The 20,794-nt window shown below is 37.5% G+C and carries 19 protein-coding genes; 11 read left to right on the top strand and 8 right to left on the bottom strand.

Going from position 1 to position 20,794, the window contains the following annotated elements:
* Positions 1–22: 22 nt before the first annotated feature.
* From ASU31_RS25385 to ASU31_RS25400, 4 genes are all read left to right on the top strand, one after another.
* Complete coding sequence (locus ASU31_RS25385) at positions 23–481, top strand: hypothetical protein (RefSeq protein ID WP_057935047.1); 459 nt, start codon at positions 23–25, stop codon at positions 479–481.
* Between the two features lie 118 nt (positions 482–599).
* Positions 600–2,510: a beta-N-acetylhexosaminidase gene (locus tag ASU31_RS25390; RefSeq protein WP_057935048.1), complete on the top strand. Its 1,911-nt coding sequence runs from the start codon at positions 600–602 to the stop codon at positions 2,508–2,510.
* Positions 2,511–2,569: 59 nt separating this feature from the next.
* Positions 2,570–3,166, top strand: a complete 597-nt coding sequence (locus ASU31_RS25395; RefSeq protein WP_057935049.1) for a hypothetical protein — start codon at positions 2,570–2,572, stop codon at positions 3,164–3,166.
* Positions 3,167–3,386: 220 nt separating this feature from the next.
* Entirely contained in the window at positions 3,387–3,758 is a 372-nt protein-coding gene (locus ASU31_RS25400) for a diacylglycerol kinase family protein (protein WP_057935050.1), read from the top strand.
* On the opposite strand, the gene ASU31_RS25405 is transcribed toward ASU31_RS25400, so the two are convergent.
* From ASU31_RS25405 to ASU31_RS25415, 3 genes are all read right to left on the bottom strand, one after another.
* The gene (locus tag ASU31_RS25405; RefSeq protein WP_157258305.1) at positions 3,747–4,313 is read right to left on the bottom strand and encodes a DUF922 domain-containing protein; all 567 of its coding nucleotides are present in this window, start codon (positions 4,311–4,313) and stop codon (positions 3,747–3,749) included. The genes ASU31_RS25400 and ASU31_RS25405 overlap by 12 nt on opposite strands.
* A gap of 119 nt (positions 4,314–4,432) precedes the next feature.
* Positions 4,433–5,032 carry a hypothetical protein gene (locus tag ASU31_RS25410; protein ID WP_057935052.1) on the bottom strand — a complete coding sequence of 200 codons (600 nt, stop codon included), beginning with the start codon at positions 5,030–5,032 and terminating at the stop codon, positions 4,433–4,435.
* Positions 5,019–5,516: an RNA polymerase sigma factor gene (locus ASU31_RS25415; RefSeq protein WP_029275756.1), complete on the bottom strand. Its 498-nt coding sequence runs from the start codon at positions 5,514–5,516 to the stop codon at positions 5,019–5,021. Before ASU31_RS25415 ends, ASU31_RS25410 begins: the two co-directional genes overlap by 14 nt.
* Positions 5,517–5,820: 304 nt before the next feature.
* Here ASU31_RS25415 and ASU31_RS25420 point away from each other — a divergent pair, with 304 nt between their 5' ends.
* The 4 genes from ASU31_RS25420 (at position 5,821) to ASU31_RS25435 (ending at position 9,850) form a co-directional block, all read left to right on the top strand.
* The gene (locus ASU31_RS25420; RefSeq protein ID WP_057935053.1) at positions 5,821–7,197 is read left to right on the top strand and encodes a dicarboxylate/amino acid:cation symporter; all 1,377 of its coding nucleotides are present in this window, start codon (positions 5,821–5,823) and stop codon (positions 7,195–7,197) included.
* Between the two features lie 88 nt (positions 7,198–7,285).
* Positions 7,286–7,786, top strand: a complete 501-nt coding sequence (locus ASU31_RS25425) for a hypothetical protein (protein WP_057935054.1) — start codon at positions 7,286–7,288, stop codon at positions 7,784–7,786.
* A 199-nt stretch (positions 7,787–7,985) separates the two neighbouring features.
* The gene (locus ASU31_RS25430; RefSeq protein ID WP_057935055.1) at positions 7,986–8,348 is read left to right on the top strand and encodes a BlaI/MecI/CopY family transcriptional regulator; all 363 of its coding nucleotides are present in this window, start codon (positions 7,986–7,988) and stop codon (positions 8,346–8,348) included.
* Between the two features lie 5 nt (positions 8,349–8,353).
* A complete protein-coding gene (locus tag ASU31_RS25435; RefSeq protein ID WP_057935056.1) occupies positions 8,354–9,850 on the top strand; it encodes a M56 family metallopeptidase in 1,497 nt (498 codons plus the stop codon).
* A gap of 139 nt (positions 9,851–9,989) precedes the next feature.
* Here ASU31_RS25435 and ASU31_RS25440 read toward each other — a convergent pair whose 3' ends face one another.
* Both ASU31_RS25440 and ASU31_RS25445 read right to left on the bottom strand, forming a co-directional pair.
* Complete coding sequence (locus tag ASU31_RS25440; RefSeq protein WP_083505543.1) at positions 9,990–12,650, bottom strand: TonB-dependent receptor; 2,661 nt, start codon at positions 12,648–12,650, stop codon at positions 9,990–9,992.
* Complete coding sequence (locus ASU31_RS25445) at positions 12,647–13,603, bottom strand: GLPGLI family protein (protein ID WP_057935058.1); 957 nt, start codon at positions 13,601–13,603, stop codon at positions 12,647–12,649. Before ASU31_RS25445 ends, ASU31_RS25440 begins: the two co-directional genes overlap by 4 nt.
* A 751-nt stretch (positions 13,604–14,354) precedes the next feature.
* Between ASU31_RS25445 and rplU the strand changes: the two genes are divergently transcribed.
* The 3 genes from rplU (at position 14,355) to ASU31_RS27895 (ending at position 16,305) form a co-directional block, all read left to right on the top strand.
* Positions 14,355–14,666, top strand: coding sequence for a 50S ribosomal protein L21 (gene rplU, locus ASU31_RS25450; RefSeq protein ID WP_025146774.1), 312 nt, complete (start codon positions 14,355–14,357; stop codon positions 14,664–14,666).
* Between the two features lie 52 nt (positions 14,667–14,718).
* Positions 14,719–15,147 carry a 50S ribosomal protein L27 gene (gene rpmA / locus ASU31_RS27320; protein WP_083505544.1) on the top strand — a complete coding sequence of 143 codons (429 nt, stop codon included), beginning with the start codon at positions 14,719–14,721 and terminating at the stop codon, positions 15,145–15,147.
* A 309-nt stretch (positions 15,148–15,456) separates the two neighbouring features.
* Positions 15,457–16,305, top strand: coding sequence for a hypothetical protein (locus ASU31_RS27895; protein ID WP_057935059.1), 849 nt, complete (start codon positions 15,457–15,459; stop codon positions 16,303–16,305).
* A gap of 175 nt (positions 16,306–16,480) precedes the next feature.
* Here the strand turns inward: ASU31_RS27895 and ASU31_RS25465 are convergent, their stop codons facing one another.
* The 3 genes from ASU31_RS25465 to ASU31_RS25475 all read right to left on the bottom strand — a co-directional run.
* Positions 16,481–17,455, bottom strand: a complete 975-nt coding sequence (locus ASU31_RS25465; protein WP_057935060.1) for a polyprenyl synthetase family protein — start codon at positions 17,453–17,455, stop codon at positions 16,481–16,483.
* A gap of 46 nt (positions 17,456–17,501) precedes the next feature.
* Positions 17,502–19,634, bottom strand: a complete 2,133-nt coding sequence (gene rnr, locus ASU31_RS25470) for a ribonuclease R (RefSeq protein ID WP_057935061.1) — start codon at positions 19,632–19,634, stop codon at positions 17,502–17,504.
* Between the two features lie 308 nt (positions 19,635–19,942).
* Positions 19,943–20,794, bottom strand: an 852-nt coding sequence (locus ASU31_RS25475; RefSeq protein ID WP_057935062.1) for a sialidase family protein, incomplete at its 5' end; no start/stop codon positions are given.

Here is a 20,794-nt window from a genome sequence, read left to right on the forward strand (position 1 = left end):
TTTAAAAACATAAAAACAGCCGTTGAAAAAAATAGTAATTATACTCATTACCATTATTAGCATAGCATTGTTTTGCCTTATTGGGGGCTGGATTTATTTTGTTGGCCAATTCAGTGCCGTTTATCCGCCAATAACGAAGTACGTTTTTTCTACAGACATTATACAATTTGAAGAAAAAACTATTGATGTGGTTAATAAAAATCCGTCATTCTCATATAAACTGAAGGATGTAACAGGAACAGACGAACCCCGGAATCATTATATGGACATTGACATAAAAAAGAATGCTAAAAAATATATTTTTAATGTTTTTTATGTGAATAAAGAAAATTTTTGGACTAAAAAGCAATACGTAGAACTTAACGTGGTAGGCGCCTTTGAACAAACAACTGGAAAAGGTGGATATAAAATAGATGATGAGGGGGTGAAAGTATTTATAAACCTTTTCGAGAAAGAAATTGTTGAGCGAATCAGAAATTAAATACTGCTTACTCAAACGTTTGATTTCGATTGTAACAAGAATGTGAGATTCGGAATCTGGTCATTATCTCTATCTTGTTTCAAAAAATCAAATAAATCTATAAAATCAAAAACACAACATGAACAAAGCATTATCGATTTTTATTGGAGTATTAATCAGCACGAGTGCATTTGCGCAGAGTGATCCTAATCTGGGTATCATACCTGCACCTGTAGCCATTACCAGGGCAAACGGAAATTTCATTTTAGATAAAACCACGGTTTTAGTAAATCAAAGCATCGACGGCGCAAAGATGGCCGATTTATTAAACGCTTTTATCGTTACCAAGGCAGGTTTTGCCTTACGTGAAACTAAAATTACCCAACCTAACCAGAAAGCAATTGTTTTAACATCTGTTGGAGCAGATCAATTGCCTGCTGAAGGTTACACGATTAAAGTTACCCCTAAACAAATTATTTTAACAGGAAAAGGTGCAGGCCTTTTTTATGCGGTTCAATCTGCTATGCAGATGATGCCAGATAAATTGGCTGATAAAATTACCATCCCGGCAGTTGATATTAACGATTATCCCCGTTTTGCCTACCGCGGAACCATGTTGGATGTAAGCCGTCATTTCTTCCCGATTTCTTTTATCAAAAAATACATCGATCAGTTGGCTTATTATAAAATCAATACTTTCCATTGGCATTTAACTGATGATCAGGGCTGGAGATTGGAGATTAAAAAATATCCAAAACTGGTAGAAATCGGTTCTTCACGTAATGGATCGATTATTGGCAATTATCCGGGCAATGGCAATTATCTTACACAAGTTAAGGGATATTACACCCAAGAAGAAGCTAAAGAAATTGTGAGATATGCAGCTACGAAATACATTACGGTAATTCCTGAGATCGAATTGCCAGGACACGCTTCTGCTGCAATTGCTGCTTATCCTGAATTAAGCTGTTTTCCTGATCGCGATACTTTTATCAGCGATAAAACACCATGGGCGGGTAGCAGAAAAGGCAAACAGGTACAACAAACCTGGGGCGTTTTTGATGATATTTTTGTACCATCAGCCAATACTTTTACTTTTTTAGAAAATGTGTTGGATGAAGTGATTGCTATTTTTCCTTCCAAATACATTCATATTGGTGGCGATGAAGCACCTAAAACCTATTGGAAAGAATCTACCTTTTGCCAGAGCCTGATGAAAGAGAAAGGTTTGAAAGATGAGCATGAATTACAGAGCTATTTCATCCAAACGATAGAAAAACATGTAAACGGAAAAGGACGCTCAATTATTGGTTGGGATGAAATTTTAGAAGGTGGTTTGGCACCTAATGCAACCGTAATGAGCTGGAGAGGTGAAGATGGTGGGATTGCAGCTGCACAACAAAAACACGATGTAATTATGACCCCAGGATCGATGGGTTTATATATCGACCATAAACAATCTAACTCTCCTGATGAGCCGGTAACCATTGGTGGATTTGCCCCTTATCAAAAGATTTACGCTTACGATCCAATTCCGAAAGTATTAACTGCTGATGAAAGAAAATACATCAAAGGTGTACAGGCAAACATGTGGTCTGAGTATATTAAAACAACTGCAAAAGCAGAAAATCATGCTTTCCCACGTTTATTGGCTTTATCTGAAATTGCATGGTCGCCGGTTGAGCGTAAAGATTTAAAGAACTTTTCTGAACAACGTTTACCAGCTCATTTGGCCCGTTTAGATAAAATGAATGTTAATTTCTGGGTTCCTACACCAATTGGTCAGAGCGATAAACCTTTAACAGGCGGAGAATTTACAATTGATTTAAAAGCACCTGTTACCGGAGCTAAAATTTATTATTCGATTGATTTGTCACGTCCATCAGAAAATGCATTCTTGTATACCTCACCAATTAAAATTACAGTACCACAAGGCGAAAAAAGAGTGTTAAAAACCATTGTTATTGCACCAAGTGGCAGAAGAAGCGTAGTTACCGAAACCGTTTTAAATAACGGAGCACCTGAAGTTAAAACAGATGCAAAGAAATAAATTGTTGCTTTAAAAAGCTAAAATACTTAATTTGGGGCAACCAAAACGTCCTAAATAGAATGAAATTACAGAAATATACATTACAGCATCTCTTGTTAATAACAGGGATGCTGTTTTGTTTTGCATGCACAGAAGAAAAACCTAAAGAAATTAAGACAGAAACTGAAAAAGTGCAGAAAAACCCTTTCCGTTTTTATAAAGATATAGAAGTGAGACCTGGATTAAATTTCGAAATTGTAAGCTGGGGAAAAGGGGTTGACTCTATTGGGGGATATCAGATTCTGATGTCTGATTCTGTGCGTAATAATTATAAATCTGCTGCTGTGGATCGTAAAGGTATTCTGATTGATGCCTGGAATATGGATTTAGACAATGATGGAAATCCTGAATTGTATATTCAGCTCTTAAGCAAAAAAACAGTTTCGGATTTAAATGTTTTTGAATACACGCGTGGCGATTTCAATAAAATCAGTTTCCCTTCTTTAAGTAACAGTCAAAAGAAAGGTTATAATGGTAACGATAATTTTTTTATTAAAAATGGTGACCTGTTCCGTTCTTTCCCGGTAAAAGATGCTACAGATAGTACTAAAACAGTTACCCGGACCTATCAATATAAATTAAGCGGAAATAGTTTTTCTACAAGCGAGGTAAAGTAGGGTAGAAGGTGTAAGGTGGATGACGTTTAACGTATTGTGTGTGTTGAAGGCAATTCTATCCAGGTAATCGTCACTTCGAGCGGAGTACAACGCAGCCCACAAGTCTGTCTAGATAGATCTCTCCATTTCGCTACGCTGCAGTCGAGATGACGCCTCTTCAGCACGGTGTCATCCTGGGCGTAGTCGAAGGATCTTTTATGCAATTAACCATATATTAACAATGAACAACGAAAAATTTTCTATCATCGATCGGATCAAGAGCTTTAAATATGCCTTTAATGGTCTGAAGCTATTTTTCGTTAACGATCATAACGGAAGAATTCATTTGTGTGCAGCAATCGTTGCTATTGTTTTATCCTTTTACCTGAAAATTTCCGGTTCGGAATGGATTGCCATTTTATCTGTTATTTCGGCTGTTTTTGTTGCCGAAATTTTAAACTCTGCTCTCGAGAAACTGGCCGATGTGGTTTCTCCAGATTATCACCCAAAAATTAAAATAGTAAAAGATTTGGCTGCTGCTGCGGTTTTGGTGGCTGCATTTCTGGCGGTAGCGGTTGGCTTTATTGTTTTTATCCCAAAACTATTTTTGTAATTCGGCCATAGCAGTTCTCGATTCTTCAATCTTATCCTGGATAATGTCATCCCATCGGGCCTGCATTTTATGATTGCTGCCATGCTCGGTTTCTTCATCATAGTTACGTTGCATGGTGTCGAAATAATTGCTGATCTGATTGGCGAGTTCTGATATTTGAGCTTTATAGTTGCTTACAGAATAGTTCCGGTTTTTTAATACCCTTTCGGCCTCCAATAATAAAACATACTGGATATCGGCGTGTCCTTGTTCGTGGTGTAAAAGGCTTGCCCTAATTTCAGGGTCTTTAATTTTATCCCACTTAACCCACGACCTAGTTTTATCAATGCTCACATCGTTTTTAAGCTTAATGGCAACACGATTACGGTAAACAGTGCTGGAGTAACTGTATTTCCATGTCATTGCAGTCAGAGCAAAAAATGGCGAGCGCATATCGGCTTTACCTTTAAAATGCGTTTCCCAATTCAATTGAATGGGACCGGAAAAATCTTGTTTAAAAGCAAAAGTACATGGCAGTGCCAGTAAAAATAAAAGGGATATAATATGTCTTTTCACCTGTGTAATTTTAGTTTCAACGCTGGTGAAGCTATCATGACTTAGTTATTCCATTGTTAAATGGTAAATCATAATGGTTTCATGTGTTGGTTTTTACAATGAAAAAACCGTGCCTAAAATTATTCGGGGGTAGAAATTTGTCCGCTAATGCGCTCAAATTTCTCGATCAATAAAGCTATACGTTCTTTTTCCCTGCTCATTACCGCTTTTCTTAATATCGTTGAGCAAAATAATATCCATAATGCGGTTAAGCCTACAGCCAAAACTTTTTGAACAGTATTAAAGTGCGCAAGAATTTCTACGAAATAAAATATGATGCCCAACGAAAGTGCAATCATATAAAACCAATATAAAGAGTTGTACAGTTTATAACGGTTTAATTGATAGGTTTTTAAGTTGTTTAAATATTCGTGCGGGTGAGCGGTGAAATCGGTTTTCGAAATTAGCCTGTAATCGCGATACAGAATTAAGGTATATACGCCAATGGCAATAATGGTGATGCTGATCCCGACGTGTGTAGTCCACGATTCGAAGTGAAAAAAGATCCACAATGCAGCAATGGCAATAAAGGATGCCAGCATACCCAAAATGTTCAAAGCCGACTTCAGCTTGATGCCATTTACTTCTTTCTTCGCTTGTTGCAGCATTTCATCAGCAGAAACCTTAACTTCTACCTCGTGCTTTTGCCACAACTCCTGTATTTGATCAAACGCTTGCATACTGGCTATATAGTTCTGTTAATTTTTGTTTAATGCGGTGAATTTTTACCCTCAAATTGCCTTCGCTTATTCCAGATATATCGGCAATTTCATGGTATGGTAATTCATCAAGTACCATTGTAATAATTAAACGGTCATTCTCTTCGAGCTTGGATATACATTTATAAAGTAGGGCAACCTGTTCATTTTTCTCTGAAAATTCCTCTATTTTATTTTCTATGATATTATCTGTTAATTCGTCTTTCGCCTGTCTTTTTTCCGATCTCAAATAAGTTAAACAGGTATTCACGGCAATTCTATAAATCCACGTAGAAATTAAAGATTTGTTTCTGAACTTATCCAGATTTTGCCAAACCTTTAAAAAAGTTTCCTGTAGAAGATCATTTGCAGCGTCGGTATCGCCAGTATAACCATAACATAAATGGAATATCTTTTTGGAATTTGAATCGAAGATCTCTTTAAATAACTTGTCTTTTTGTTCCATTTAGGGGTTTATAGTTGCGTTTTAGATGATGATGTGCGTTTTTTGTTACATCAAGAACCAAAAATAATATATTTTTTGATGCCATTGAGTTAAAAGTTTTTAATCAAAGATGCACACAGATAAACACGGATTTTTACATCTGTGTGCATCCTTTCTATCTGTTGTTAAATTATTTCTGCTTCGCCGAATGGCTTAACTCAACGACGTTGATATATTTTTTAATCTCAGCTGTTATCAAAATTTGTTACACGCTGTAAATATCGTAGTTTTACCAAATTAAGAGTACTACAAACTTTTTATATTCATGAAGAAAAACAAACTCACGCTTTTCATTTTCTTAGCGCTGATTGCGGGTATTGCATTGGGCTATATTTTAAATGTCAATTCAATCGATGTCTATAACCAGAAAATACTCACCGCCGATGCGAAAGTTAAAAGTATAGAGGTAAGCATTGCCAAAACGACCGATACCACCAGTATTGGCTACACACAGCTTAAGGCTGAAAGAAAAGCAAACGCTAAAATCAAAAAAGAGAACGAAGATATCAGAGAGAAAAAATTAGAATACTTTACGTTATTGAGCGATATTTTTCTTCGCCTGATTAAAATGATTGTTGCACCATTGGTATTTACAACCTTAGTGGTTGGTGTAGCCAAAGTAGGCGATATTAAAGCTGTGGGCAGAATTGGTGGTAAAACACTGGGCTGGTTTTTGGCCATGTCGTTAATGTCGCTCGTTTTGGGGATGGTTCTGGTCAATTTATTTGAACCAGGAAGACACATGAAATTATCATTACCCGATCAATTGGTAAATACGGGGATCCAGAAAGCATCGATGAGTGTGAAAGATTTTATCGCACACGTTTTTCCGAAAAGCATTGCCGAATCGATGTCAACCAACGAAATTTTGCAGATTGTTGTATTCTCTTTATTCTTTGGTGTAGCAACGGCTGCTATTGGCGATTTAGGCCAGATTGTAATCAAAGCGTTTGATGCCATTGCCCACGTAATTTTAAAAATGACAGGTTATGTGATGAATTTCGCACCTCTGGCGGTTTTTGGTGCCATGACAGCCATTGTAGCGAAACAAGGACTTAACGTATTAAATACCTATGCCATATTTATAGGCGAATTTTACCTGGGACTAGCCATACTCTGGGCGGTGTTAATTTTCTTAGGATTTTTAGTATTGAAAAAACGAATTTTCCGTTTGGTTAATGATATGAAAGAACCAGCACTTCTGGCTTTCAGTACAGCAAGTAGCGAAGCAGCTTATCCGAAAACAATGATGCTTTTAGAGCGTTTTGGCTGCAAAGATAAAATTGTAAGTTTCGTACTGCCATTGGGTTATTCATTCAATTTAGATGGATCAATGATGTACATGACCTTTGCTTCTTTATTTATAGCACAGGCTTATGGTATCCATTTAGGTTTCGAGCAACAAATTTCTATGCTTTTAATATTAATGTTAACCAGTAAAGGAATTGCTGGTGTACCAAGAGCATCATTAGTGGTTATTGCCGGTACTATCGCGAGCTTTAATATTCCGGAAGCAGGATTAGCTTTGTTAATTGGTATCGATCCTTTATTGGATATGGGCCGTTCTGCAACTAATGTTGTTGGAAATAGCATTGCAACAGCAGTGGTAAGTAAGTGGGAAGGGGAGCTTAAGGAGTCGTAAGTCTAAAGTCGGTAGTCCTGAATCTTATTAATCATTCAATAATGCTCTTATTTAATCATTTAATATTCATTCAATAATTCAACATCAAGTGTCAAGTAGAGGAAAAAAAATATTCTTAGCCATTACCATTATCGTTCCGATGATCATTTATTGTTACATCTATTATAAGCCTATTATACAGAACGCGCCTTTTCGTAAGGATGATTTTGTTTCAATGCAATATAGTTATGGCTTAAAAGATACTTTGGAAAATACGTATGATTCAAAGACTGGTGTTTACCAATACGTAAATAATAAGGACTCAGTGGTTACCAAAAAGTTCTTTTTAAAGAGCAATGATGTGTTATACATGCATAGAAAGGCAAATGAAATCGGCCTCTGGAATTTTCCAGATACCATTGGTAAAAAAAGTGATAAATCCAGGTTGGTACCGCGTTATAATATAACTTTCAATTATAAAAAAAAGTCAAAACACGTAACCATTTATGGTGACTTTGATGGCAATCCAAAATTACTGGATGCAGCTGTTCAAATGAGAAAAATCATTCAGGAAACCCTATTACAAGCCGAAAAAAGAAGCGGGAAGTAGGTGAGGTTAGTCCAAAATCGGGAGTCCAGAGTCTCAAGGCGATTAAATTAAATTGGCGTTTGAGACAGTTAACCGATTAAATCATTGACTAATGGCCAATGAACCAAAAAAGACTTTAATAAAGCGTTAAATGTTAGCGTTTTGTTAAAGTCTTTTTCCTTTTAGGATGTTTTCGTATATTTACGATATATTCGTAATAATGGAAAAATTAACATTACAGGAAGAGGAAGCTATGCTGGCTGTTTGGCAGATAGGTAAGGGCTTTATCAAAGATTTTATGGATGTACTTCCCGATCCCAAACCACCGTATACTACATTGGCCTCTACCATCAAGAATTTAGAACGCAAAGGTTATCTGGTGAGCGAACGTTTTGCCAATGCCAACCGCTATAGTGCAAAAGTTAAGGAGGTAGAGTATAAAAAGCGTTTTATGAGTGGTTTTGTGAATAATTATTTCCAAAGCTCTTATAAAGAACTGGTTGCTTTTTTTGCAAAGGATAAAAAAATAAGTGCGGAGGAACTTAAAGAGATTATAAATTTAATTGAGAACCCTGAAAAGTAAATGCCATGCCACATTTCTTTATCATTTTATTGAAAATTAATCTGGTGCTGATCTTGTTTTCGGTAACCTACTACCTGGTGTTGCGGAGACTAACTTTCTACTCCATCAACAGGATATTTTTGCTGTTTGGGATCATCTTTTCTTCTGCCTATCCATTTATTAACCTCACCGAGTTTTTTGCTGCTCAAAAAGCCGTACCTGCCTTCGTTCCGCAACTCAACCAACAGGTAAGTAAATTGGTACAACAGGATGCTGTTTCGATATTTTGGCAAGGTTTAACTGTACTTTTTTATGTTGGCGTTGTATTAATGGCCATGAGGTTACTGGTGCAGTTTATTTCGCTTTATAGAATGCATAAAAATTCTTCGCCCGATCATTTAGATGATTATAAGGTAAGGATTTTAAACGATGAAGTAAGCCCATTTAGTTTTTGGCAAACCATTTATATCAATCCGCGCCTGCACAAAAAGCAAGATTTAAACAATATTCTCGAACATGAAAAAGTACACGTAGAAGAATGGCATACTTTAGATATTATTCTGGCCGAAATCTGTGTGGTTTTCTACTGGTTTAATCCAGGAGTTTGGTTGATGAAAAAGGCAGTAAGGGAAAACATTGAATTTATTACCGATGCCAAGATTTTAAAAAAAGGAATCGATAAAAAAGCTTATCAATATAGCTTGTTAGATGTTGGAACGTTACAGTCATCGGTAGCTATTGTGAATAATTTTAATCTATCCGACCTTAAAAAGCGGATTAAAATGATGAACGCGAAACGTTCTTCAAAAGTAAATTTAACCAGGTATTTATTCGTTTTACCTGTATTGCTTTGCGTTACTTTAGCATTTACCATCGATAAAAAGGACGTAAAGAAAAGTTTAGCACCCATAACCAAAATAGTGAATGATGTTTTGCCAGAAAAGGTTGCTGAAGTAGCTGTACAGCCAAAAACAGTTTTAAAATCTAAATTCAAAAATAAAATTTTTATTGATACACTGAAAAGACCTGATACTGCTACCAAAATGACTTTTGTTTTTAAAAGCATTGTAGACGGTGCAGATTCTTCGGGAAAATCGATAGAAGAGACTTTAAAAGGTTTAGGTAAGCAAGTGAAGATCATGAGCTTTAAAACGGATGGAAATTTTAAAGGCAAAACCTTTGTACAACATTTTAGCTTTACTGATACCTCAAATGCAGACCATAAAAGCATTGCTGTTAATGTCTTAGCTGATAAAAACAGTGATTTCGAGAATTTGCCTTTGCCTAAGAAAAACGGTGTTGCGATGTTTTATTTTTTAAAATCAACAACCAAAACCTCAGCTGATAAAGATGGAAATCAACATGTAACAGGCAATGGGACTATGGTTAATGAAACCACAACCTATTTTTTAAATGGTAATAAAATCTCAAAAGAGGAGCTTGATAAATTGAATGTAAATAAGATTTCTGATCTCAAAGTTGACAGAAATAATCAGGCGATTCAGATTAGTATGAAGCCATGATCGGTTTGAAATAATTAAATTCTAAAAAAAGTCGTCATTGCGAGAAGGCTTTTTCAGCCGACGAAGCAATCTTTATGGCAAGAATCACTAGCATGAAAGATTGCTTTGTCGTTCCTCCTCGCAATGACGAATCTATTTATTAAAAATTAAAAGTAGCTTTCAGCATGGCCACCCTTCCCGGTATATAATAGGTTCCGGTGGTGAGTGAATTTGCTGAAAGATAAATCGCATCAAACCTTTTGATATTGGCCAGATTGGTTAAGCCAAATTCTAAATCCGTTTTCATTTTCAGGTATTTATACTTAATATTCATATCAGCAAAAAGGTATTTCAGGTTCGGCTGGGTAGATTGATGCGTAAATAAATGTTCGGCTGATAAATTTAAATACACATTTCTCAGGGTTGTAATGGCCAGGGTGGATTGCTGTCTAAGCTGTTGGAAATTTGTTTTTATCGCATCAGCAACTTTGGCTTTATTATCGGTTACTGCCAAATTTGCAAGGTAAGACCAATTGATAAAATTAGTAAGTTTTGCTTCTATACCTACTTTATAAGAAACCGTTTGCGCGTTAAAGGCAAATAGTTCATTATTCTGCAATTGATCGTATTTACTTTGCGAAAAAGTTACACCTGCACTCACTGTACTTCTCAGGTCGAAAAGGTATTTGCTTGCGTTTGCACTAAATGAGAGCGTACGGATGTGATTGCTTAAAGGCAGTACAACCCTTTGTTGAATGTTGTTGCTCAAACTGTATGAAGAAATGGTGTTCAGTTCGGCATCGCTGTAGTTAGCCGTTAAATTAATAAACAGCATCTGCATCGCTTTTCTAAAGTTAAATCCAGCTCCAATATTATGGGTTTTTGATTCTGAAATTGGGGCATTGTTGGCGAAAAGCGAGCGATAATTTTTTAAAATTGTACCGCGATAAACATCGTCAATTCCTCCCAAATCATTCCGGAAGGCATAATTTGCCGTTACATAATTCTCCGGACTGGTTTGATATTTTAAATTAAGAGATGGGTTTAGGAATAATTTGTGCAGGCTTTTGTCTAGTTGGTTCATCTCATCGCTATAATTAATTTGATTGTAACTCAAAGGCAAACTCAATCCTGCTTTTATTTTATCATTTGTGAAATCGTAGTTTGCCTCAGTGTATAGCTTTGTTTTAAGCCAATCGAGGTCATTTACCGCATTACCCGAAACCAGTTCTGTTTGCTGTTTATTTTGTGTACGGTAAAGCTCAGAGTTGAGCTGTTGCTGTTGCACATTAAAACCAGCCTTATAGGTTTGCACGAAATTGTTTTTTACAAAAGCGAACGATGCATAATTATTGGTGTACCAGGTTGGTATTTTGATGTACTGGTTTAAACCCAGGTAACTATTTCCATTATTTAAAATATCAGCATTAAGTCCTGGGGTAATGTTTAATGTTTCGGGCTGCGTTGTTCTATTTAAATAGGAGTAGAGGTTAATCACGTCTTCCGACTTCAATTTTTTTCGGTAATTAAATTCATTTGAGATATCGAGCGTTTGCTGACGCAAAATCTGATTCGCGGCCACATTGTTGATTACAAACCCTGAAGAAGTTTTAAATGGCGCATAATCCAATACAAAATTATTGTTCAGGTAATATTTGTCTGCGTTTCCATTCAGGTTAAACTGAGTACGGAGTTTTTGCGGATTGATGGCATTGTTCTGCGATTCTGAATAGCTAATGGTTTGACCTGAAAGATAGGTTTCTGAAAATTTATTGTATTGTTGGTCGCGCTGATCGTACAGATACGAAAGGTTTGCCCTTAATTGCAGGTCCTGGTTAAACTTATATAAGTTGTTTAGATTGATCAATCCAGCTTTATTAAAAAGATACCTGCTTTGCGGTAAAGAGGGCACACCTGCTGCTCCTGTTGATAACAAACCGCTTGGCTTATCGTTGTCGAGGCGTTTTAAATAATCCGATAAATTATGCGAGGTGAGGTCAATACCCGGATCGTTGCCAATGTTGTTGCCTTTAATATTATTGATGAACTTCAGCTTTTTATTAAATAACATGGCCGTTAGGTTTTCATCAAAGCGGTTAGGCATTCCGGCACCAACCGTCGCATCGCCCATTACCTTCAGTTTAGCATCGTCTTTAATCACCAGGTTAAGTGCAACATCATCACTCATGTTGTTTTTACGCATCATTTTAATCGGTTGGTCATTCTGGATCACCTGCACCTTGTCTACGGCGCTTTGTGGGATGCTTTTAGTGCCGATGTTATACTTGTCGTCCAAAAGATTGTCGCCATCTACATAGAGGTTAGAAATCGATTTTCCGTTATAACTGATCTTTCCATTTTCGGCAACCTCGATACCAGGCATTTTTTTAAGTACATCGCCGATACTTCTATCTTGTTTATCGGCAAAATCAGATGGCCTGTAATTTAAAGTATCGCCATTTGCCTTTAAAGATGGTCTGTTTTTTACGGTAACCGTTTCCAGTGCTGTTTCGCTATTTTGTAAAACGAGATCGTAACTTTTATTTATATCCGTTATAATCGTGCTCAGTTTTTTATACCCAATGCTCGATGCTTCTATTTTATAGCCGGTAATCTGATCATTTTTTAAAGTAATGCTAAACTCGCCATTGCGGTTGGTCCTGGTGAAATTGATTATGTTCCCTTCAGGATCTTTTAAACTGACATTAACAGACTCAATCGCTTTTCCATTGCTATCCTTAACAATTCCTTTGATCGGTTTTTGTGCTAAAGCCGAAAAAGCAGCGAGCAAAAGCATCAGCATTATCGCGTAGTTTCTCATTTTTTCTCCGGAATTTCGATTGGATTGTTGATCTCGGGTTTGTTTATAGTTGTGCCTCCCGCCGGACGGGGAGCAGGATTGGCCTTAAAAGAACCTTGCATACCACTTGCGGCCATTTGAGCCTGCATAAAACCTTGAGGATCTTTATCTCTTGCCGCTTTAAGTTTATCTAATTCTTTTCTGGTCGTTTTAATGGCATCTGCAGGTAATTTAATTTCCGATCCAAGGTAAGAGGTGCTTACATCTATTCCCACCATTTTGACTACACCTGTGCCATTGGGCATTACAATTTTGCCATCCTCACCCGGGTTTATTTGGTTGGCATCGTCTTTTACGTTTTCGAGACCAGCGAATGTAAATTTTACTTCTTTTTTCTCATCATAAGCCTCTATAATTAAGCCGGGTAATCCATTTAATTTCCATGGACCACTTTGAAAAGGTATTTCTGTGGCAAACCAGGCAATCCATTTTCTGCCTTTAAAGGTTGCGGTTGCTTTCTGGCATGCAATGCCTGAAAAACTCGTGGTGTCTTTTAAAATCTTCCAGTCAATTTGTGGAGCAGTTTCTTCAATAAGGTAATTGTTAAACAGGCGCTCCTTGGTAATCATTTTATGTTCATTGGCAAAAAAGAAATAATCTTCCTGTGTTAATGGAACTTTCATTTCACTTTTCACCTCGATTTTGATATTGGAGTTGCCTGTTTGGTTTTTCATCTGCTCCTGAATCTGCTTCTGGGTGTTTAACGATTGATTCAGCTTATCGTAGCTGGTATAAACAGAAGCATTTTTTCCAGTTACGAGTAACATGTTTTCGGTTTTCGGTTTATCGCGCTGCGTAGTATCCTGGATGTGTGTGAAAGTATACCTTACTCTTGCTAAAGCCTTATCGGGGTTTTGGGCTTTTGCGGAAATGGTTAAGGCAGTTGCTAAACAGATGGTTAGTGTTAGTTTCATGAGATTTGTTTTTAAGTTATCTATTTAATTTTCGTAAATCTACGAAATATTCGTAATAAGAAAAACGCTTTAACATTTTTTAACGAAGAGAAAATGGAAAAATAGATCATGGGAGATAGAGGAGTGGCGTATTTTAGTCGTGAAGATTCATAAACAGGTAAATTCGTTCCGATATGTCATCCTGTCCAAAGGACTCCTGTGGAGAGCGGAGTCGAAGGATCTGCGGCGGAGCGTGAATAGCACAGGGGCATTTTTTTACTATTTGGAAATGAAGGTATAGCGGTTCTTGGCAGGCTTCAGTCCCGCTTTCCGTTCTTTCCGATGAAGAATCGGAACCACTGCAATCGGGTTTAGGAACTAGGGATTCTGCACCCGGCAACCCCGGAAATGAAATGCTGTTTTGGCCCAATAGCCCCGGTTGAAGCGTTACCCTGCAGCAACGAGGAACGAGGAAGCGAAGCGTATAAGCGTAAAACGGGAAGAAGCTTTTTGCCTTGTACAGGCTATGCGCTACAGTATAACTGTTGCAATTGGCAGTAGGGTAGGCTTAGCCTAAGAATTATTGAGCCTTGATTTTCGAAAAATGCAATTAAAATAGTCGTCAAATCGATCTTGAAATCCTTAATTTCTCTGAATCCTGATACCGTATGATTTTAGTGAAAAATATTTTCGATATGTATTTGTGTGTTAATTGAATTTGTTCTATATTTGCACCTCGTTAAATAAAAATTAAAAAACTAATATTTAAACAATGTACGCAATAGTAAATATAGCAGGGCAGCAATTTAAAGTTGCTAAAGACCAGCACCTTTTTGTACACAGATTACAAGGAGATGAAGGCGCTAGTATTGAATTTGATAATGTATTGTTGGTTGACAACGGTGGTGCAATTACTGTAGGTGCTCCTGCAGTTAAAGGTGCTAAAGTTTCAGCTAAGATCGTATCTCATTTAAAAGGTGATAAAGTAATTATTTTCCACAAAAAACGTAGAAAAGGTTACAAAAAGAAAAATGGTCACCGCCAGTTTTTCACTAAGATTCAGATCTCTGACATCACTCTATAATTAATTGTTAACCCAATAATTCGCTTTTTAGCGAGTTACAAAATATAAAATCATGGCACACAAAAAAGGAGCCGGTAGTTCGAAAAACGGACGTGAATCGCATAGTAAGCGTTTAGGTATTAAAATTTTCGGTGGGCAATTAGCTATCGCTGGAAACATTTTAGTACGTCAACGTGGAACAAAACACCACCCTGATAAAGGTGTTGGTATTGGTAGAGACCACACTTTATTTGCTTTAGTTGATGGTACTGTAATTTTCAGAAAGAAACAAGATAACAAATCTTATGTTTCTATCCTTCCTATCACTGAAGCTGAAATTGAAGCAGCAGTAGCTAAAGCACCAGTTGCGAAAAAAGCGGTTGCGAAAAAAGAAGTTGTAGCTGAAGAGGTTGTTGAAGCAACTCCGGTTGCTAAAAAAGCACCTGCTAAAAAAGCAGCTAAAAAAGACGAAACTACTGAAGAAGCTGCACCTGCAGAATAATTAGTATCAAAGTTATAAAGGAAAGTCCCGATGCAAATCGGGACTTTTTTGTTTTTATGTGGCTCGGTAGTTCATTAGTCATTCGTTCATTGGTCAATTCGGTTAATTGGCACTCAACTCAAGACCTGTTAATTACCCTTCGACTCCGCTCTTCACAGGAGTCCTTTGGACAGGGTGACATATTGTGGGGACCGATTAATCGACTCCAAACCAAATCCCCCAACTCCAACCAATTGTTAAAGCCTGTTAAATAACAAAATTTAACAATTCATCGCGATACATTCGTATATCATTATTTAATTATTGACGATGAATTTTAAAATACTCAGCTTATCTGTTTTTTCTATTATGTCAGTCGGCTTTTCGGTTAAAGCACAAGATGTAGAAGAGAATATCCGCATGGTGAAACCCTTTAAGGCCGATGGTATATCGAACGAGTGGAACGAACCGCTTAACCAATACAACGATGCTACCAAACTGGCTTTTGCTCTGGCCAATGATGACAAAAACCTGTACATCATTATTGAATCGTTAGATCCCCAAACCACTTTTAGTGTATTAAGAGGGGGAATAACGCTGAACATCAATACTGAAGGCAAGAAAAAAGATGGAATGAAATTAACCTTTCCTTTAATGGATAGGCCTCCAATGCCGAAGGAAGGAGATGAACACCTTGAACATACTCCTTTATCACCTGATAAAGATAACGAGCTGCATGATCCGGCCGCAATGAATAAAAGTATTAAGGTTTCCGGATTTAAAAATATTGCTGATGGTGAGTTGCCAGCGATGAACCAGGACGGCATTGAAACGGGAATGAGCATTCATCCCAATAGAGATCTTATTTACGAATTAAGCATTCCATTAGCACAGTTACAAGTAGGATTAGACCTTAAAAAGCCGTTGGTTTACAATATTAAAATTAATGAGCCGAATAAATCTGGTTTTAAAAGAGAAGGTAGGCCTGAAGGTGCAAACGGTGGCAGAGGTAGATCGGGTGGTAGAGGTGGAATGGGGGGCGGAGGAATGGGCGGTGGTGGCCGTGGCGGTATGGGTGGTGGAAGAATGGGAGGTGGAGGCCAACGACAATCAGAAACCGGCGAATCGGCAGCTAAATCTTCTGATTTTTGGATCAGGTATAAGTTGGTAAAGGCCTAAGATATGGAAATTTTGAGTGTTTAAATGAAAAACATGTCATCCTGAGCTTGTCGAAGGACATTTTTTTGATTTAACCATGAAAGGGTCTTCGACAGGCTCAGACTGACAAGTAAAGGAAATATAGAGTTGTCAACTTTCGGTCCGTTTGGCTATAAAAGTTGACAACTCTTTTTAATTAATACTCCCTTGCCATTAACTGATCGGTAAGTGTTAAAAGATTTGCTTTCTTTTCATCGCTCACATTAATTTGTGCAAATACCGCTAAGGCTTTGTTGAGGTAGTTATTCATGCTTGCCTTGGCAATATACTGAATGTCCAAAGTATCGTATACCTGGCGTACAGTATCTACTTTTTCCTGCGCATTAAATTCTTTATATGCCGTCCAGGTATCTAATGATGCCCTGGTTTCTCCATCGGCAAGTTCGAAAGCCTTTAACAGGAGGAAGGTTTTTTTGTTGGCTATAATATCGCCACCTACCTGTTTCCCGAATTTTTCAGGATCAGCATATACATCCAAAATATCATCCTGTAGCTGGAAGGCAATGCCGATATTTTCGCCAAACTGATAAATTAAGTCTGCATCTTTTTCTGAGGCACCAGCGATAATGGCACCAAGCTTTAAGGCGCCACCCAAAAGCACTGCCGTTTTTAACCTGATCATGTTGATGTATTCTTCAATACTCACATCATCACGACCTTCAAATTCCATATCCAATTGCTGACCTTCGCAAACACCCTGAGCGGTTGCATTAAAGGTATTTAACACCGGAGCAAGAAAGGCTGGGTTAACTTTTGCAAGGTTTTTATTTGCTTCCACCATCATTACATCGCCACTTAAAATCGCAATATTGGTGCTCCACTTTTCGTGTACGGTGGCTTTCCCGCGGCGGAGTGGCGCATTGTCCATAATATCATCATGAACCAGCGTAAAATTATGAAAAACCTCAATGGCCATAGCAGCGTGGATCGATTCGTTTGCATCTTCACCAAATAACTCTGTCGCCATTAAAACCAATAGTGGCCTTACCCGTTTCCCGCCAAGATTAATGATATAAGTAATCGGATCGTAAAGCTGTTTGGGATGATCCGGAAACTTTAAATTTTGTATTGCAGTATCTAAAATTTGTTGTAATTCTTCTGTAGTATGCATTGTAATTATTGCGTAAACACTGTGTTTAAGGCACAATTTTGTATTTTTAATCTGGAATTAGGGTAAAATCGATTTGACGTTTAGAAAGATCTACTTTTTTCACCCTGATCATCACTTCATCACCCAATTGGTATTTTTTCTTTTTGCGTTGGCCTACTATGCAGTAATTTTTCTCATCGAGCACATAAAAATCGTCTGATATGTCTCTTAAGCGGATCATACCTTCACATTTATTCTCTTCAATCTCTACATACATACCCCATTCGGTAACACCCGAAATAATACCTTTGTACTCCGTACCGATATTATTCTCTAAGTATTCGGCCTGTTTGTATTTAATAGAAGCACGTTCGGCATCAGCAGCTCTTTTCTCCATGGCTGAAGAATGAACGCAGGCCACTTCGTAAAACTCCATATCTGCCGATTTACCACCGTCTAAGTAAGTTTGTAAAAGCCTGTGTGCCATTACATCGGGATAACGACGGATAGGGGAAGTAAAGTGCGTGTAATATTCAAATGCCAGACCATAGTGGCTGGTTTTTTTAGTAGAATAAATTGCTTTTGCCATTGATCTTATGGCCAGTGAAGTTAGAATATTTTGTTCTTTCTTACCTTCAACATCATTCATTAGGTTATTTAGCGATTTTGCAATTTCTTTATCCGATTTGGTGTTGATTTTATAACCGAAACGCGAAGCAAAGGTTGCGAAAGTATTCAGGGTTTCCATATTTGGTGAATCGTGCACGCGATAAACAAAGGTCAGTTTGTCTTTTCCTTTAGTCTTCTTGGCGATAAACTCGGCAACTTTACGGTTGGCCAGAAGCATGTAGTCTTCAATCAGTTTATGGGCATCTTTACGTTCCTTAACATAAACACCAATTGGCTTGCCAGCTTCATCAAGCTTGAATTTAACTTCAGTACTTTCGAAACTGATGGCCCCGTTTTTGAATTTGCGGTCGCGAAGGATATAAGCCAATTCATTCAGTTTCAATATTTCTTGAGCATAATCGCCTGCTTTATTTTCGATTACTTCCTGCGCTTCTTCATAGCTGAATCTTCGATCGGAGTGGATCACCGTTCTTCCATACCATTCAGACTGGATGTTGGCTTGTTCATCTAATTCAAAAACCGCTGCAAAACACAATTTATCTTCGTGCGGGCGCAATGAACATACTCCATTACTCAAACGCTCTGGCAACATCGGAATTACACGGTCTACCAGATAAACAGAGGTCGCACGACTATAAGCTTCTTTATCCAGTTCGGTTCCCTGAATTACATAATGCGAAACATCGGCAATGTGTACACCTATTTCGTGGTTTCCATTAGGAAGTTTTTGATAAGAAATGGCATCATCGAAATCTTTCGCATCTGCCGGGTCTATGGTAAAAGTTAATACTTTTCTAAAATCTTTTCTTTTGGCAATTTCTGCTGCAGGAATTTCTTCAGGAATGGCATTGGCTTCGCGCTCAACCTGAGGTGGAAATTCTAATGGAAAACCGTACTGTGCTAAAATAGCATTCATTTCAGTATTGTTTTCGCCCTGGTTACCCAGTACATGTTTAACAATACCGATCGGGTTTTTTGCACTTTCAGGCCAATCTGATAGGGTTACCAATACACGCTGGCCGTTTTTGGCTTCGTGGATATCGGCCAATGGTACAAAAATATCGTGCATCATTTTTTTATCATCAGCAATTACAAATGCAAAACGATCTGAAATCTTGATTACACCTGTAAAATCTGATTTTGCTCTTTTAATAATTTCGACAACTTCACCATCGTTTTTACGACCGCTTTTCTTTGCAAAAACATAAGCCTTTACGGTATCACCGTGTAATGCATTTTTGAGTTTTCGCGGGGCTACAAAAATATCCTTTTCAAATTCATCTTCTGGAACGATATATGCAGATCCATCGGCAGTCATATCAACCGTACCGATAATAAAATTCTGCAGTTCTTTAAGTTTAAATTTACCTTTTTCTGGTTCTAAGAAAATCCCTGCACTTTTTCCTTCTTTTAAGATCTCGAGAATGGTTTCTCTAGATTCTTGATCGTTCAAATTTAATTTGGCCGAAACCTGCTTGTAATTAAGCAGCTGATTATTGTTTTTTTCAAAAACATCACTAACCAATTGATTCAGAACCAATTTTATATTTGCCGATTTTTTCTTTGCCATATGCTAAACTGAATTTACCGAAGATACAGAAAAGATGCTCAGGATGGAAAATATAGGGCACAATATGTAAAATGGATGATGGTTTATGGTTCATTGGTTCATCGGCCATTGGGTTTATTGGTACAGCAAACAGGTTACGTGCTGATGGTTTAATAACACATGGTTAATAGACAAGACGGGGTAGAGAAAATTGCTATTGACTATCAGGGATTAACCATTAACCAAAATAAATAATACTCCAGATTAAACCTTATTTCTAATCTTCATTCCACCTTATGGACTATGGACTATGGACTATGGACTATGGACTATGGACTAACCTTGATTTCTACATAAGTAATTTTCTTCCGCTCGGCGGTATAGCTCAAATGTATGTTGCCGCTTCTATCCTGAATAATGGCCGGATAGCTATATTCGCCTTTAGCATGGTTTTCGAGTGTGTAAATATCCTGCCAGTTTTCTCCATTGCTTGATACGGCCAGTTTTAATGCTGATCTGCCTTCCCACCAGTTTTTGCCTGCTGTTAACGGATTATAAACAAGTAATTGCCGTCCATCTTTTAAGGTTACGGCATCGCTACCCGAATTTGGATTAGGCAATTGAGTAGCCTTAAGTTTTGACCAGGTTTCACCATTATCTTTCGACCAGCTTTCTACAATCACATTCTGTCTGCTTCTACATAATAACTGTAACCTGCCGTTTGGATAGGTTAAAATAGAAGGTTGGATTACACCAAACGTATCACAGTTGATATTGATCTTTTTCCAGTTTTTACCATCAGCATCTGATTTCTCAATGTGGATTGCCCATGTTTTTTCATCTAAACTTTCAGTACTTGAGGGATAAAGAATTGTTCCATTTGGTAATTGAATGGGTTTGTTTTTAATTGGTCCTAAGAAATCTTTAGGCAATTTCTGTGCTTTAGACCATGTTTTGCCATTGTTAACAGATGTTTTATATTCTGCCCACCAGGTCCTGGGATTTGGACCGACCTTATAATGTAAAAACAAAGTGCCGTTTTTTGTTTTAAAAAGAACAGGGTTCCAGCAGGCAAATCTGCTGGTATCGTTTATTATCCCATTTGCAATTTCGATTGGTAAACTCCATTGCGTTCCGGTTTTTATTGACGACCAGATTACTACGTCTTTACTTCCTTCGTG

Source organism: Pedobacter ginsenosidimutans, assembly GCF_001442625.1.
In the GTDB taxonomy this organism is placed as follows: domain Bacteria; phylum Bacteroidota; class Bacteroidia; order Sphingobacteriales; family Sphingobacteriaceae; genus Pedobacter; species Pedobacter ginsenosidimutans.

Excerpts from the sequence above, each read along its gene's own strand:
- ASU31_RS25435 (WP_057935056.1), top strand. The coding sequence starts at position 8,354 with ATGCCACATTTCTTTATCATTTTATTGAAAATTAATCTGGTGCTGATC.
- rplU (WP_025146774.1), top strand. The coding sequence starts at position 14,355 with ATGTACGCAATAGTAAATATAGCAGGGCAGCAATTTAAAGTTGCTAAA.
- ASU31_RS25430 (WP_057935055.1), top strand. The coding sequence starts at position 7,986 with ATGGAAAAATTAACATTACAGGAAGAGGAAGCTATGCTGGCTGTTTGG.
- ASU31_RS25465 (WP_057935060.1), bottom strand. The coding sequence starts at position 17,455 with ATGCATACTACAGAAGAATTACAACAAATTTTAGATACTGCAATACAA.
- ASU31_RS25400 (WP_057935050.1), top strand. The coding sequence starts at position 3,387 with ATGAACAACGAAAAATTTTCTATCATCGATCGGATCAAGAGCTTTAAA.
- ASU31_RS25420 (WP_057935053.1), top strand. The coding sequence starts at position 5,821 with ATGAAGAAAAACAAACTCACGCTTTTCATTTTCTTAGCGCTGATTGCG.
- ASU31_RS25440 (WP_083505543.1), bottom strand. The coding sequence starts at position 12,650 with ATGAGAAACTACGCGATAATGCTGATGCTTTTGCTCGCTGCTTTTTCG.
- ASU31_RS25410 (WP_057935052.1), bottom strand. The coding sequence starts at position 5,032 with ATGCAAGCGTTTGATCAAATACAGGAGTTGTGGCAAAAGCACGAGGTA.
- ASU31_RS27895 (WP_057935059.1), top strand. The coding sequence starts at position 15,457 with ATGAATTTTAAAATACTCAGCTTATCTGTTTTTTCTATTATGTCAGTC.
- ASU31_RS25445 (WP_057935058.1), bottom strand. The coding sequence starts at position 13,603 with ATGAAACTAACACTAACCATCTGTTTAGCAACTGCCTTAACCATTTCC.
- ASU31_RS25415 (WP_029275756.1), bottom strand. The coding sequence starts at position 5,516 with ATGGAACAAAAAGACAAGTTATTTAAAGAGATCTTCGATTCAAATTCC.
- rnr (WP_057935061.1), bottom strand. The coding sequence starts at position 19,634 with ATGGCAAAGAAAAAATCGGCAAATATAAAATTGGTTCTGAATCAATTG.
- ASU31_RS25395 (WP_057935049.1), top strand. The coding sequence starts at position 2,570 with ATGAAATTACAGAAATATACATTACAGCATCTCTTGTTAATAACAGGG.
- rpmA (WP_083505544.1), top strand. The coding sequence starts at position 14,719 with ATGGCACACAAAAAAGGAGCCGGTAGTTCGAAAAACGGACGTGAATCG.
- ASU31_RS25390 (WP_057935048.1), top strand. The coding sequence starts at position 600 with ATGAACAAAGCATTATCGATTTTTATTGGAGTATTAATCAGCACGAGT.